A 13,398-nucleotide genomic window follows, 5' to 3' on the forward strand; every position below is an offset into this window, starting at 1 on the left:
GGGCTCGGGCGGGGCAGCGGGCGGCTAGCGCGTCCCCGTAGACTCGCCGCGTGGCAGGCAGGATCAAGGACGAGGACATCGCGCTGGTGCGCGAGCGGGCGCGGATCGACGAGATCGTCGGCTCGTACGTGACCTTGAAGAACGCCGGTGGTGGATCGCTGAAGGGCCTGTGCCCGTTCCACGACGAGAAGTCGCCGTCGTTCAACGTGACCCCGGCCCGGGGGTTCTTCTACTGCTTCGGCTGCCAAGAGGGCGGCGACGTGATCGACTTCATCCAGAAGATCGACCAGATCAGCTTCCACGAGGCGGTCGAGACGCTGGCCGCGAAGGTCGGCATCCAGCTGCGCTACGACGAGTCCGGCGCGCCGATGCCGAAGTCGCAGAGCAACCAGCGGCCGCGTCTGGTCGAGGCGCACAAAGTCGCGGCGGAGTTCTACTCGGAACTGCTGTTCGGTGCGCCCGAGGCGACGTTGGGCCGGCAGTTCCTGGACAAGCGCGGCTTCGACCGCGACGCCGCGGCGCACTTCGGGGTCGGGTTCTCGCCGCGCGGTGGCGAGCAGTTGGTCGCGCACCTGCGCGGCCGAGGCTTCAGCAACGCCGAGCTGGTCGCGTCGGGACTGTGCGCCGAGGGCGCGCGCGGGCTGTACGACCGGTTCCGCGGGCGGCTGATGTGGCCGATCCGCGACGCGAGTTCGGACGTCATCGGCTTCGGCGCGCGCCGGCTGTTCGACGACGACAAGATCGAGGCCAAGTACCTGAACACGCCGGAGACGGTGATCTACAAGAAGTCCAAGGTCCTGTACGGCGTGGACCTGGCCCGGCGGGAGATCGCGAAGGGCAAGCAGGCGGTTGTCGTCGAGGGCTACACAGACGTGATGGCCTGCCATCTGGCCGGCGTACAGACCGCGGTGGCGACGTGCGGTACGTCGTTCGGTGAGGACCACGCGCGGGTGCTGCGGCAGTTGCTGCTCGACCACGACCAGTTCCGTGGCGAGGTGATCTTCACCTTCGACGGCGACTCGGCCGGACAGCGTGCCGCGGTCAAGGCGTTCGAGGGTGACCAGGCGTTCGCGGCGCAGACGTACGTCGCGGTCGAGCCCGACGGGCTGGACCCGTGCGACCTGCGGCTGCAGAAGGGCGACGCGGCGGTCCGCGAACTGATCGGCCGGCGCGTGCCGCTGTACCGGTTCGTGCTGACCGACCGACTGTCGAAGTACGACCTCGACCGCGCCGACACCCGGATCGACGCCCTGCGCGACGCCGCCCACCTGGTGGTGAGCATCCGCGACCGGTCGAAGGTCGACGCGTTCACCCGCGAACTCGCCGGCCTGCTGGGCATGGAGGTCGACCAGGTCCGCGCCGAGGTCCACCGCGCCGCGTCGCGCCCGGCGCCGGCTCGGGGCGGCGCGCCCGATCGCACGCCGGTCGTCGTACAGACCGAGGCGCCACCGCCTCCCCGCCAGAACCTGCCGTCCCCCCGCGAGCCGCGCTTCCTGATGGAGTGGGACGTCCTGAAGCTCGCGATGCAGTACCCGGCCCTGGTCGGCGCCGCCTTCGACGAACTCGACGACCACGACTTCACCCACCCCTGGCTGGCCGCCGTCCGCGCCGCGATGGCCAAGGTAGGCGGCCCCTCCCAGGCGGCCCCCGGCGAAGCCTGGGTGGTCGCCGTCCGCGATGCCATGGGCAACGACCCGGCCGCCGCGGTCGTCTCCGCTTTGGCCGTGGAGGGCCTCCGGTTGGGCCGCGAGCCCGACGAACGCTCCGCCCGGGCCCATCTCGCGCGCCTGCAAGAACTCACCTGCCTACGCCGAATCGCCGACCTCAAGTCGAAACTCCAGCGCACTAATCCGATCGACAAGGCCGATGAGTACAACCGGATGTTCGGCGAGCTCATTGCGTTGGAGCAGTACCGGACTGAGCTGAGGGAACAGGCGATCTCCGGGGCGTTGTAAGGCCGGCTTCGCGGCGGGTCGCCCTCCGGCGGCCTCCGGGCAGCCTTCGACGGGATGCGGCGGAGGCTCTTCGGTAGGACTTTGAGCGCTCGTCGCCGGGCCTTCGAGCGAGCCGTCCGGCGCGCCCTGCGTCCGGGGCTCCGATCCTCCGGGCCTGGAGGATCGGACGCTCCCGCGCTCCCGCGCTCCCGCGCACCAGTGTTCCCGCGCTCCCGCGCACCAGTGTTCCCGCGCTCCCGCGCACCAGTGTTCCCGCGCTCCCGCGCACCAGTGTTCCCGCGCTCCCGCGCACCAGTGTTCCCGCGCTCCCGCGCACCAGTGTTCCCGCGCTCCCGCGCACCAGTGTTCCCGCGCTCCCGCGCACCAGTGTTCCCGCGCTCCCGCGCACCAGTGTTCCCGCGCTCCCGCGCACCAGTGTTCCCGCGCTCCCGCGCACCAGTGTTCCCGCGCTCCCGCGCTCCCGCGCTCCCGCGTGCCCGCGCTCCCGTGTACCCGCGCTCCCGCGCACCAGTGAACATGCGCTCCTGCGCTCCCGCGCACCAGTGCACATGCGCTCCTGCGCTCCCGCGCACCAGTGCACATGCGCTCCTGCGCTCGCGCGCACCAGCGCTCCCGGGCCTCCGCCCGGCGCCCTTCTGTGAGCCTTGTGGCGTCCGGCCCTCCGGCCCTCCGATCCCTCGGGGCCTCCCGCGTTCCCGCGTTCCTGCGCACCAGTGCTCCCGCGCTCCCGGCGTCCCGTGCCGCCGCCCGGCGCCCGAGCCTCCCGGCGTCCGGCCCTCCGGGCCTTCCAGCCCCCGGCCCAGTGGGTCTTCCAGCCTCTGGCCTCCCGATCTCTGGCGTCCCGGCCTGCGCCCTCCCGGCCTCCAGCCCTCCCGCCGTCCTCGGCGGGAGGCAGTCCCCGGATGGAAACCAGGGCTGTCTCAGGGGTTTGACCCAGTGCTTCTCACCACCGGCAGGGGATGATGGAGTCCAGGTCCGACCGAAGGAGAAATTCGATGGGCTGGTTCATCCTGCTGGTGCTGATCGTGGGCGCCGTCGCGGCATTCAAGTACCGCGTCCCTCTGATCGCCAAGCTGACCGGGCAACCCCAACACCGCATCCAGCGTGCCCTGGAGCGCCGCAAGAACAACAGTTGACCCAGTTTGTCATCGCCCCGTCGCCCCGAGCGACGGGGCGCCCGAACTCACGCCCCCAGACCCGCCCAATCGCCCCGCCTCAACGCGGTCCGGCTGCAATCCCATCAACGCGGTTGAGCTCCAACGTCCCGCATCAACCCAGTCCGCTGGACCGCCCCGCCTCGAGGCGGGCCGGCCGACGCGCCCGCCCCAACGCAGTTCGGCCGATGCGCCCGCATGACCTCTGGATCGAACGCCCCGCACCAACCCGGTCCAGCCGTGGGACCTGGCATCAACCGGGTTGGGTGGAGCGCCCAGCACCGACCTGGTTCAGCCGGGCTACCCCAACGCGGCCCGGCGGTGCGCCGCCTCAACGCGCCCCGGCCGATGCGCCCCGCATGACCTCTGGCTCGAACGCCCCGCACCAACCCGGCCCAGCCGTGGCACCCGGCATCAACATGATCCGGCGGAGCGCGCCTAGCACCAACCCGGTCCAGCCGGGACGCCCGGCATCAACCGGGTCCGGGTGGGGGCGCCCAACATCAACCCCGTACGACTCGGCCGGTTCCTCCCACTCCGACTCGGGCCAGCCCGTTGAGGAGCAGTCGCCGATGTGCCCGCGGAGTCCGACTGCGGGCGAGTCGTTCCAGAACCGGCTTGTGCACGGCCAGCTCATCGCCGACCGGCGCACCGGCGTACGGGCAACAAAAAGACCGATTCCGAAGTCGGAACCGGTCGATCGTTTGTTGCTCCCGCGACTGGACTCGAACCAGTAACCTGCCGGTTAACAGCCGGCTGCTCTGCCAATTGAGCTACGCGGGATCGGTGGTCTTGCGTTGTCCCCGATCCCCGAGGACCGGATTAGGTTAGCAGGCTCCGGCCGAACTACAAAAACGGGATTCGCCCGCCCCGATCGCCGGCCCGAACCGCCTTCCGCGTCAGACTCCGAACTCCTCGCGGACACCCTGCAACGCCGCCTCGGCCCGCTCGATCAGCCCCGGCTGATCCGGCGACAATCCCTTGTCCAGAACGAAGTTCCAGGCGATCGGAGCGTCCGTCGTCGCCGGGTTCCGCCGGCCGACGATCCGCACGCCCTTCTTGCCCGCGAGCGGCACGTGCCGCTGTACGACGATGCTCGCGTCCACCCGCTCCCGCAGCAACTGCCCGAACCGCCCCGGGTCGTCCACCGCCAGATCCGTCGACCGCAACGGCGTCCCGAATGCGGTCGTCTCGTACACGTGCAGCACCGACTCCTCGGAGTTCCACGCCGCCCGCTCGATCTCCTCCCACCCCACCCGGCGAACCTTGTCGCCCTCCGGCAGATAGACCGCCGACCGAGTGCCCGCCACCCAGGCCCCGTCGGTCAACTGCACCGCCGCGAGGATGTCGTCCCGCCCGCCAGCGGCAACCCGAACCGCCTCGACCAGCTCAGAGGGCCATACCGAACGCCGAAGTTTGAACACGCCTCCATCGTCGCAGCCCACGCCAACCGCCCCGCCGCCCGGTCTCCATCGCCAACCCGACGCCCTCGCGCAGTGCCTCACCCGCCCGCGCCGCGCGAATGTTCACCGTCCGCGCCGCGTGAACGCTCACCGCCTTCGCCGCGCTAATCCCTCGGCTGCCCGGTCGCAAGCACTGCGGTTACCTCAGCGCAGAGGCAACTCTGACAGCCTCCGCAGCCCCCCACACGGAAGGCCGAAACCAACCAGTGATTGGCGACACTCGGCGCCGAACCCTAAGTTGAGACGTATGCGACTCTTCCGGCGACAGAAGACCATCTCCGTGCCGGACCGCTACGGCCTGGGCGCCGGCGACACCATCGACCTACCAGCCCAGCCAGACGTGCAGCGGCTGTTCAACGGTGTCGCAGACAACGACCGGGTCCGAATGATCATCGGCTACCTCAACCACCCGGACCCGGCCGTCCGCCTAGCCGCCATCCAGCAAGGCCCGACGCCCAGCACCGCGACCGTCGCCGAGATCGAGGAACTGGTCGACCGCCTGGTCGACCTCGACCCCGCCGTACGAGCCGCCGCGGGCGCCGCCCTCTGGGACATCCAGGCCGACACCGCCTGCGAACGAACCGTCCTGATCCTGCGCGACGAGATCCGCGGCCACACGATGACCTTCGGCGCCCCCAGCACCGAATCCCTCCGCCTGGGTCGCGAACCAGCCGAACAGGCCCTGCAAACCCTGCTCGCCTCAGCCCCCGACGACGAAGCCCAAGCCCGCCTCCAAGCCCTGATCGACGAACACGTCCTCCTCCCCGACACCGTCGAGCCCGACCCCACCCTCGTCCTCGAGTTCATCGAAAAAGTCATGCGCCGAACCAGCGACGGCCAGATCGCCACCTACGAGGCCTACCGCGCCACCGACCGCGCCCAAGCCCTCGCCTACCTCAACGCCCACCCGGTCACCGAGGAGTTCTACTACCTCGAAGTAGAAACCCCGGAAGGCACCTTCGGCCGCGACATCAAGGGCATCTACGACATCTGACCCACCGCCCGGACCGTCGACGACGGTCGCGGCAGCATCTGGCGGCAGCCGACGAGCGCCCCCACCGCGGACCTGCACGACCGCGGCGAACGAGCACCCCGGCTGCGGATGCGTACGATCGGCGGCGAACGAGCAACCTGCCTGCGGATGCGTACGACCGCGGCCTCTTGCTGCTGAGCACCAATCAGCCCCGCAATCCACCCGCCCGCCGCAGGCTCCACCGGCGAAGGTGATCCGTCCGATCTGTCCGCGGCGCACGTGCCCTCGCCGCGGTTGCCGACGACAACGAGACGTACGCGACAGGCTGGGACGGCGCCCGCCCAAGCCAGACTCCACCCAGCCCAGCCCAGCCCAGCCCAGCCCAGCGCAGGTCAGCCCGGCCCAGCCCGGCGCAGGTCAGCCCCAGCCGAGCCCAGCGCAGCGCAGGTCAACCCACCCAGCTCAGCGCAGCGCAGGTCAGCCCAGCCCGGCGCGGGTCAGCCGAGCCCGCCCAGGCCAGCTCGCCCAGCGCACCCAGCCCGCCTAGGCCTGCCCAGGCCCGCCCAGGCCAGGCCCGCCCAGGCCAGCTCCGCCCAGCCCAGGCAGCCCAGCCCAGCTCCGTCGAGTCCAGCCCAACCCAGCCCAACCCAGCCCGCGCAGGCCAGCTCGCCCAGCGCAGCCCAGCCCAACTCACCTCAGCTCAGCCCCGGTCTGCCCAGGTCAGCCCAGGTCAGCCTGGGCTCCGCCCCAGCCAGGCTTTAGCCCGCGCCCAGATCCACCCCGCCGGCGTTCACGCGGGGTTCGCGCAGTCCCGGCCGCCACCAGCGTCGACCCTCCGAGGTTCGGACCGCGGCCGAGCGACGCGCGGAGTGGGGCGCGGCAGAGCCTCGATCCGCAGGCGGCACGCGCGATCACCTGCCCTCGGCCACGGCCCACGCGTTAGGGCGGCTCGCGGACCACGGGCTCGTACCCGCGACTCGAGCTGCGCCGGCTCGCCGACTTGTCAATGCCGACAAATCGGCGTTCGGCAGGTGCAAGCGCGCGGCGTACCCCGAGGGCAGCAGCAGCTCAGAGCGGCCTCTCCACGGCGAGATCACACTCGGCGAGCCTGGCCAAGGAGCGGCCTCGCCCGTGGAAAAGATCCGCACACAGGTAAGGGCGGCATCAGGTCGAGTTGGCGTACTCCCTCAGCCCAGGCGCATGCCGCAGGTACCGGAGAGCCTCCAACTCGAGAGCCCGAACCTTGGCAGGTGGAAGGCAGAGTCGTTCAGCGGTTTCCTCCAAGGTGGAAGGGGACGTGCTGTGGAGCCCGTAGCGGAGGCGAAGGACGTCCTGTTTCAGGTCGTCCAGGTGCTCCAGCTGGCAGTGCAGGTCTCGGGTCAGGGCGGCGCGGTGGAGTAGGTGTTCGTCGTCGACGATCTGGTCGGTTTCGTTGATGTCCAGTGAGGCGGGGCGGAGTTTCCAGGCTTGGGCTCGTTCGACGCGGGCGACGGTGAGCGACGCGGCCTGGGCGAGCTCTTCGGTGGTGGGTTCTCGTTCGAGGCGCTGGATGAGTTCGCGGTGGACGGTGGCCACGCGACCGGCGTCGACGTACGCCTGAGCGGGCATGCGGATGAGCCGTGAGCGGTCGGAGATCGCTCGCCCCAGCGCCTGGCGGATCCACCAGATCGCGTACGTCGAGAAGCGGTGGCCGAGCTTGTGGTCGAAGCGCTCGACGGCCCGGATCAGGCCGATGTTGCCCTCCTGGATCAAGTCGAGCAGCGACAAGCCCTTGCCGCCGTACCGCTTGGCCAGGTTCACGACCAGACGGAGGTTCCCCTCGATCATGCGTCGCCGAGCGGCCCGACCCAGCTCGGCGACCGCGGCGAGCTCGGCACGGCGGTCCAGCTCGGCACGGTCCGTCGTCGGGGCCGCCCGGGACAGCTCGTCGGCAGCCAGTACGCCGGCCTCGATCCACGTCGACAGCTCGTACACCTCTTCCGGGCTCAGCAGCTCGTGCCGCCCGAGGTCCCGCAGGTAGGCGACCAGCCCGGTCACGTCAGCGGCATCGCAGTCCATCTCGGCCATCGTTTCTCCCCTCTCTCTTGAAGGGATGGTGCCGCGATTCAGCACGCCAGAACGGGCCGATCTGCAATCAGTGGACAACTACGCGAAGTAACCTCGCAGTAACCCTGTGTCTGTGGATAAGCGCCAAGATCCAAGCGGCCCACCGAGGTATCCTCCGGCGCCGACGATCCGGAGCCCACCAGATACGATCTCCCGACAAGCGCCGACCAGGCGCCGGGGGCGGTAGCTCAGCCGGTCAGAGCAGGGGACTCATAATCCCTGGGTCGTGGGTTCGAGCCCCACCCGCCCCACCGTACGAACCGCAGGTCAGGTTCGGCGGACCAGCAGCAGCTTCGGGCTCAATCGCCTGAAGAGGCCCTGTAGTTCCCACACTCGGCCGTGATCTCGGCTGTCGCTTGCGCCGCGGTGAAGAAGTCCTCGGCCACCGGCGAGTTGCGCGATGCCGCCATCGCGATGCACACCTGATCGCGCGCGAGTTCCGGGATGGGGACGTAGCTGATGTCCGGACGTGAGTAGAACAGCGTCTCCGAACGCGCCACGAAGGAGATGCCGCGGCCGGCCGCGACGTGCTCGAGTTTCTCCTCCACGTCGCGCACCCGGAGTCCGGAGTCGGGGTGCGGGCGCCTGGTGGGGTGCGTGCTGGGGCCGGCGTGCCAGACCAGCGGTTCACCGGCCAGGTCGGCCTCGGTGACCTCCTCCTTGCCGGCCAACCGGTGGCTTGCGGGCAGCACCACCATGAGCGGCTCGGCGTACAGCGGAACAACGCGCAGGCCGGTCTCTTCGATGGGCAGTCGTACGTAGCCGACGTCGATGCGGCCGTCGAGCAGCATCGGAGCCTGGTCGTCCCATTCGATCCGCTGCACGTCCACGACCACGTCCGGATGGCGGGCCTCGAACACCTGGGCCGCTGGGATGACCGGGATGCCGGTGCGGAAGCCGACCGCCAGTCGCCGGCTGCCGTGGGCGGCGACGGTCACCCGGCGGCGGACCGCGTCCGCGGAGGCGAGCAGTGGACCGGCGTCGGTCAGCAGTTGGCGGCCGGCGTCGGTCAGCACCACTCCGTGGCGATTCCTGGTGAACAGCGAGGCGCCGAGATCTTGTTCCAGCGCGCGAATCTGGCGGCTGAGTGCCGGCTGCGCGATGTGCAGCTCTTCCGCGGCGCGACCGAAGTGCAACCGGTCGGCGACGGCGAGGAAGTAGCGCAATTTGCGCAGGTCCAGATCCATGGGTCCTCCTGCTCCGGTGATGCCTCGAAGGTATCACCACGGCCGAAACAAGTCTTGGACACCCATTCTGGCCAATGGCAACCTTAAAAGGTAACTGACGGGCTGAAGCGAATCCGACATGACACATCGGAATGTGATGGCAGCCGCCGAATCGGAATAGACGTCTCGTGAATTGAAAGTAGGCACACCAATCGTGGGAAAGCTCGATGGCAAGGTAGCGGTGATCACCGGCGGATCCACCGGCATGGCGCTGGCCGGCGCCAAACTGTTCGTCGAGGAAGGAGCACACGTCTTCATCCAGGGCCGGCGGCAGGAAGCGCTGGACGACGCCGTCAAGCTGATCGGCCGCAACGTGACCGCCGTCCAGGGTGACGCGTCCGAACTGGAAGACCTGGACCGCTTGTACGACACCGTCAAGCAGGAGAAGGGCTCGATCGACGTACTGTGGGCCAGCGCCGGCATGGGCGAACCCGCCGTCCTCGGCGAGATCACCGAGGAGCAGTTCCAGCGCGCTTTCTGGCTCAACGCGCGCGGCACCCTGTTCACCGTGCAGAAGGCGCTGCCGCTGCTCAACGACAACGGCTCGATCCTCATGACAGGATCCAACGCCTCCCTGGGCGCCTTCCCCGGATGGAGCCTTTACGCGGGAAGCAAAGCCGTCCAGCAGGCCTGGGCCCGCGTCTGGCTCAACGAACTGCGCGACCGCAAGATCCGGGTCAACGTCCTGACGCCCGGCCAGGTCGCCACCGCGAAACAGGAAGAACTGTTCGACGAGGCAACAAAGGCCGCATTCGAGTCCCTCATCCCTCGCGGAAAGATGGGCCGCCCCGAAGAAATCGCCACCGTCGCCCTGTTCCTCGCCTCCGACGACTCGAGTTACGTCAACGGCCTGGAACTGGCGGCCGACGGCGGCACCACCGCCATCTGAATCACGCGCCGGAAATTCCGACGCCGGCAGATAGCCCTGCGACCTGCGCGCCAGGGGAAAGCAGTCGCGGGGATTCGCAATGCGATTTCAGTTTGACCCGGCGCGAAAGAGACCGAGCGACACCTCGAGAAGAGAGCACACCTCATGAGCAGCATCACGATCATCGGTACGGGCAACATGGCCCGTGCCATCGGCACGCGCGCGGTCGCGGGCGGCAACACCGTCGAGGTCATGGGTCGCAACCAGTCCAAGGCCGATGACCTGGCCAAGGCTCTGGGCGGCGGCGCGACGACGGGCAAGTGGGGCACCGTCCCGGCTGGGGACATCGTCATCACGGCCCTGTTGTACGACGGTGTCGTCCCGACCGTCGCCGAGTACGGCGACGCCCTCGCGGGCAACGTCATCGTCGACATCAGCAACCCGTTCAACGCCACGTTCGACGGGTTGGCGCACAGCGAGCAGACCTCGATCGCGCAGGAAGTCGCCAAGGTGGCTCCGGCCGGCGCCAGCGTGGTGAAGGCGTTCAACACCATCTTCCGTCCTGTCCTGGAGAAGGGCCGTCCCAACGTCTTCGTCGCGGGCGACAACGCGCAGGCCAAGGCGGGCGTGGCGGCATTCATCGAGAGCCTCGAGCTGCGTCCGCTGGATGTCGGCGGGCTGAGTATGGCGCACTGGCTGGAAGGAATGGGCCTGGTCACGATGGGCCTCGCCGGCAACGGGGTCGGCCACTGCGACTTCGCCCTCGGCGTCAACGAGTTCACCGGCTGAGTCCTCGGGGCCGAGCAGTCGGCACTGTGTTGGCGTTCATCCAGAGCTGAGCGCACCCGGACCGCCGTTCTCACGCCGCATCATTCACAAGGAGCATCAGCGTGCGCGTTTTCGTCCCTGGCGGGACCGGCCATTCCGGTTCGTACATCATTCCCGAGCTCGTCGTCGCCGGGCACGAGGTCACCGGCCTGGCCCGGTCGGACACGGCTGCGGCAGCGCTGTCCGCGCGCGGTGCGAACGTACGTCGCGGCGACCTCGAGGATCTCGACGGCCTCAAGGAGGCGGCGGCGGATTCCGACGGCGTCATCCACGACGCGCATCGACAAGACCTGTTTGCGTCCGGCGGGATCGACGCCGTGGCCGCCGCGGAACTCCCGATCATGTTCGCGTACGGCGAGGCACTCGCGGGGGATGAGGCGATCCCGCTCCGCGAGATCGCCGAGGCCATCGGCAGCCGTCGCGTGGTCTCGGTCGGGAATGGTGGAGGTCGCAGGGCGGAACGACCGCGCACCCGGTGGTCGGGTGAGGAGCTGCCACCCGCTCACCCGCGTCGGTGGGCACCACGGGGCCTTCGCTCCATGCTTACGTAGACGTTGGTGTTCTGTGCTCGGTCAGATGCCTCCTTGGGCGGTTGTGTCACCTTTCGGCAGTCGGGTCGTCGTGGCGCTGTTCAAGCCAGGGGAGCACGAGTTCGAGCGTCAGTTCGACGGCCTCGTCTGCGCTGAGGCCCCGCTCCTTGAGGGCGAAGAACGTAGGCGGGCCGATGACCGACGCGACTACCGCCAGCGACCGCTCGTCTGATGACAGGTCGCCGAGCGCCACCCGCATGAGGCGCTCGACATCGGCGTAGTACTGGTCGACTCCGCCGCCCCATGCGCGGATCAGCTCCGGTTCTCGTTCGTAGGCCCGCCACCACGGCTGGCTCCGATCGTAGAAGGCCGCGAGTTCGCGGGCCAGCCGCTCGACGCGCTCGCGAAAGCTCCCGAGACCGTCGAAGATCGCCGCCGTCGGGACCCGGAGCTCGGCGAGCATCGCCTCAAAGACAGCCCGGGCCAGGTCGTCCTGCTGCGGGAAGTGGTTCCGCACCGTGGCCGGTGCCACGTCCGCAGCCCGGGCGATCGCGAGATTGGACGCGGCGGCCAGGCCCCGATCGCGGAAGATCTCAAGGGCCGCGGCGACGATCCGAGACCGGTTTTCGGCCTTCGGGGCTGCCCGTCGGCCGAGATTGTAGGGACGAGGCATTCGACCTTCCTTGCCATTCTATTGACTACCAGTGTCAGGCAAATGATACTCCTGGAAACGGCAGGGCAGCAGCATTCGGCGGTGGAGGGCAGCATGGACAACGCTGGGAGTCGAGACACGGGGCGGCTTGCCGTTGCCGTTGGCGTTGTTGCCGGCGGCAGCGCGGTCATGCTCGGAACGTACTTCGTGGTGCGGGGGCCGTTCGGGTCGATCAACGACGTCGCCAACGCCGCGACCGGCGTACTCAGCGCCGTCCTTGCGTGGCGGCTCCGGCGGCACATCGCGGGCCGCCGCGGCGCCCTTGCCGTCGGTGCGGCGGGCGTCGGTGCAGCGATCACGGTGGTCGGTTCAGCACTCGTGGTGTCCGAGGCGACCGGATTCTTCCTCGCCGGGCTCGTGTCGAGCGTGGGTTTCGCCGGGATCGGGGCGTGGCTTGTCATCATCAACCGAAGCAACGCTCTGACCGCCGCGTGGCCTCGACGACTCCGGTCGCTGGGAGGTCTCGCCGGTGCGCTGATGGCCCTCGGCGTTGTTGTGGTGCCTGGGATTCTGCTCCGTTTCGACGACATGGCGACCGCGCCGGGTTGGATCTGGATCGGGCAACTCGGCTGGCTTGGGACCTACATCGCCTATCCCGCCTGGGCCATCTGGTTCGGCATCGTCGCGACGCGCCAGGTCCAAGGGGTCCATCCAGCCGGGGCGGGCGGTGGCCTGGTGGCCGATTCCTGAAACGACAGTCCGTTTCGACCGTAAGGAGAATCCCATCATGACCGGCAAGACACGCCCAGCGGGCACAGCGCGGGCCGACATTCGCGAGATGGTGATCGTCCATCGCGTGTTCCGCCGGGAGTTCGCCTCCTTGCCGAGTGCCGTTCGCGGCGTCTCGGCCGGCGATCAGAAGAGAGCGAAAACGGTAGCCGGTCACGCGCGCCTCGTGCTCACCGGGCTCCACCTGCACCACCAGATCGAGGACGCGGAACTGTGGCCGCTGGTCGACGCCCGGGTGTCGACCAGCGCGGACCTGACGGCTCGAATGGAAGCTCAACACGGCGAACTCGCGTCGCTGGTCGCTGACGCGGAACAACTTCTTCCAATCTGGGAGACGTCGGCGGGCAACCCGGAGCCGTTGGCTCGGGTACTCGAAGCTCTCCACGCCAGCCTGCTGGCGCACCTCGCGGCCGAGGAGACCGAGATCCTGCCACTTGTCGCCGAACACATCACCGCCGCCGAATGGGCCCGGCTCGGCGAGCACGCACGGCGTGAGATGCGCCCAGCACAGCTTCCATTGCTGTTCGGCGCCGCCCTCGAGGAATGCGACGCCACCGAGCGCGCCGTGCTGCTCGCCAGCCTGCCGCTCCCACTGCGACTGCTGGTCCGGCCAGTGATAGAGCCCATCTACCGCCGCTACATCGCCAAGGTCAGAGGCGATGCCCGGCGGCGGTGACGTGCAAGGCATGTCGTAACGAACCAGATCGCACCGGCAACGAGTCTCCCGGACACCGGTGAGATGCTCATAAAGCGTTCAGTCAACCAGCCCACGGCTGCCTCGCTGGCCAAGGCGACGTCCGCGCTGGCTCTGCCGTACAGGGGTTTGCAACGGTTCCGCATGACATGAACTCATG

General features: G+C 69.1%; 12 protein-coding genes and 2 tRNA genes. 9 read left to right on the forward strand and 5 right to left on the reverse strand.

Features of this window, described 5'->3' with window-relative positions; all coding sequences use genetic code 11:
- Positions 1-50 precede the first annotated feature (50 nt).
- A complete protein-coding gene (dnaG, locus tag ACQPXM_RS14250) occupies positions 51-1,955 on the forward strand; it encodes a DNA primase (RefSeq protein ID WP_432948633.1) in 1,905 nt (634 codons plus the stop codon).
- Positions 1,956-2,950: 995 nt separating this feature from the next.
- Positions 2,951-3,091 carry a hypothetical protein gene (locus ACQPXM_RS14255; protein ID WP_432948635.1) on the forward strand — a complete coding sequence of 47 codons (141 nt, stop codon included), beginning with the start codon at positions 2,951-2,953 and terminating at the stop codon, positions 3,089-3,091.
- Positions 3,092-3,819: 728 nt separating this feature from the next.
- Here ACQPXM_RS14255 and ACQPXM_RS14260 read toward each other — a convergent pair.
- A tRNA-Asn gene (locus tag ACQPXM_RS14260) sits at positions 3,820-3,892 on the reverse strand.
- A 116-nt stretch (positions 3,893-4,008) separates the two neighbouring features.
- Complete coding sequence (locus ACQPXM_RS14265; RefSeq protein ID WP_432948637.1) at positions 4,009-4,443, reverse strand: hypothetical protein; 435 nt, start codon at positions 4,441-4,443, stop codon at positions 4,009-4,011.
- Between the two features lie 376 nt (positions 4,444-4,819).
- On the opposite strand from ACQPXM_RS14265, the gene ACQPXM_RS14270 reads away from it, so the two are divergent.
- The gene (locus ACQPXM_RS14270) at positions 4,820-5,566 is read left to right on the forward strand and encodes a hypothetical protein (protein ID WP_432948639.1); all 747 of its coding nucleotides are present in this window, start codon (positions 4,820-4,822) and stop codon (positions 5,564-5,566) included.
- 1,143 nt (positions 5,567-6,709) lie between these two features.
- On the opposite strand, the gene ACQPXM_RS14275 is transcribed toward ACQPXM_RS14270, so the two are convergent.
- Positions 6,710-7,612: a sigma-70 family RNA polymerase sigma factor gene (locus ACQPXM_RS14275; protein WP_432948641.1), complete on the reverse strand. Its 903-nt coding sequence runs from the start codon at positions 7,610-7,612 to the stop codon at positions 6,710-6,712.
- Between the two features lie 216 nt (positions 7,613-7,828).
- Between ACQPXM_RS14275 and ACQPXM_RS14280 the strand changes: the two genes are divergently transcribed.
- A tRNA-Ile gene (locus ACQPXM_RS14280) sits at positions 7,829-7,902 on the forward strand.
- Positions 7,903-7,950: 48 nt separating this feature from the next.
- On the opposite strand, the gene ACQPXM_RS14285 is transcribed toward ACQPXM_RS14280, so the two are convergent.
- A complete protein-coding gene (locus ACQPXM_RS14285) occupies positions 7,951-8,838 on the reverse strand; it encodes a LysR family transcriptional regulator (RefSeq protein WP_432948643.1) in 888 nt (295 codons plus the stop codon).
- Between the two features lie 193 nt (positions 8,839-9,031).
- On the opposite strand from ACQPXM_RS14285, the gene ACQPXM_RS14290 reads away from it, so the two are divergent.
- From ACQPXM_RS14290 to ACQPXM_RS14300, 3 genes are all read left to right on the forward strand, one after another.
- Positions 9,032-9,766 carry an SDR family NAD(P)-dependent oxidoreductase gene (locus tag ACQPXM_RS14290; RefSeq protein ID WP_432948645.1) on the forward strand — a complete coding sequence of 245 codons (735 nt, stop codon included), beginning with the start codon at positions 9,032-9,034 and terminating at the stop codon, positions 9,764-9,766.
- A gap of 144 nt (positions 9,767-9,910) precedes the next feature.
- Entirely contained in the window at positions 9,911-10,534 is a 624-nt protein-coding gene (locus ACQPXM_RS14295; protein WP_432948647.1) for an NADPH-dependent F420 reductase, read from the forward strand.
- A 101-nt stretch (positions 10,535-10,635) separates the two neighbouring features.
- On the forward strand, positions 10,636-11,124 hold the full coding sequence (locus ACQPXM_RS14300; protein ID WP_432948649.1) for an NAD(P)H-binding protein: 489 nt from the start codon (positions 10,636-10,638) through the stop codon (positions 11,122-11,124).
- A gap of 46 nt (positions 11,125-11,170) precedes the next feature.
- Here the strand turns inward: ACQPXM_RS14300 and ACQPXM_RS14305 are convergent, their stop codons facing one another.
- A complete protein-coding gene (locus ACQPXM_RS14305) occupies positions 11,171-11,776 on the reverse strand; it encodes a TetR/AcrR family transcriptional regulator (RefSeq protein WP_432948651.1) in 606 nt (201 codons plus the stop codon).
- A 42-nt stretch (positions 11,777-11,818) separates the two neighbouring features.
- Here ACQPXM_RS14305 and ACQPXM_RS14310 point away from each other — a divergent pair, with 42 nt between their 5' ends.
- Both ACQPXM_RS14310 and ACQPXM_RS14315 read left to right on the forward strand, forming a co-directional pair.
- Positions 11,819-12,505, forward strand: coding sequence for a hypothetical protein (locus ACQPXM_RS14310; RefSeq protein WP_432948652.1), 687 nt, complete (start codon positions 11,819-11,821; stop codon positions 12,503-12,505).
- Positions 12,506-12,542: 37 nt separating this feature from the next.
- Positions 12,543-13,220, forward strand: coding sequence for a hemerythrin domain-containing protein (locus tag ACQPXM_RS14315; RefSeq protein ID WP_432948654.1), 678 nt, complete (start codon positions 12,543-12,545; stop codon positions 13,218-13,220).
- Positions 13,221-13,398 lie beyond the last annotated feature (178 nt).

The organism is Kribbella sp. CA-253562 (assembly GCF_050942265.1).
Classification (GTDB): domain Bacteria; phylum Actinomycetota; class Actinomycetes; order Propionibacteriales; family Kribbellaceae; genus Kribbella.

Excerpts from the sequence above, each read along its gene's own strand:
- ACQPXM_RS14255 (WP_432948635.1), top strand. The coding sequence starts at position 2,951 with ATGGGCTGGTTCATCCTGCTGGTGCTGATCGTGGGCGCCGTCGCGGCA.
- ACQPXM_RS14270 (WP_432948639.1), top strand. The coding sequence starts at position 4,820 with ATGCGACTCTTCCGGCGACAGAAGACCATCTCCGTGCCGGACCGCTAC.
- ACQPXM_RS14275 (WP_432948641.1), bottom strand. The coding sequence starts at position 7,612 with ATGGCCGAGATGGACTGCGATGCCGCTGACGTGACCGGGCTGGTCGCC.
- ACQPXM_RS14285 (WP_432948643.1), bottom strand. The coding sequence starts at position 8,838 with ATGGATCTGGACCTGCGCAAATTGCGCTACTTCCTCGCCGTCGCCGAC.
- ACQPXM_RS14295 (WP_432948647.1), top strand. The coding sequence starts at position 9,911 with ATGAGCAGCATCACGATCATCGGTACGGGCAACATGGCCCGTGCCATC.
- ACQPXM_RS14305 (WP_432948651.1), bottom strand. The coding sequence starts at position 11,776 with ATGCCTCGTCCCTACAATCTCGGCCGACGGGCAGCCCCGAAGGCCGAA.
- ACQPXM_RS14310 (WP_432948652.1), top strand. The coding sequence starts at position 11,819 with ATGATACTCCTGGAAACGGCAGGGCAGCAGCATTCGGCGGTGGAGGGC.
- ACQPXM_RS14315 (WP_432948654.1), top strand. The coding sequence starts at position 12,543 with ATGACCGGCAAGACACGCCCAGCGGGCACAGCGCGGGCCGACATTCGC.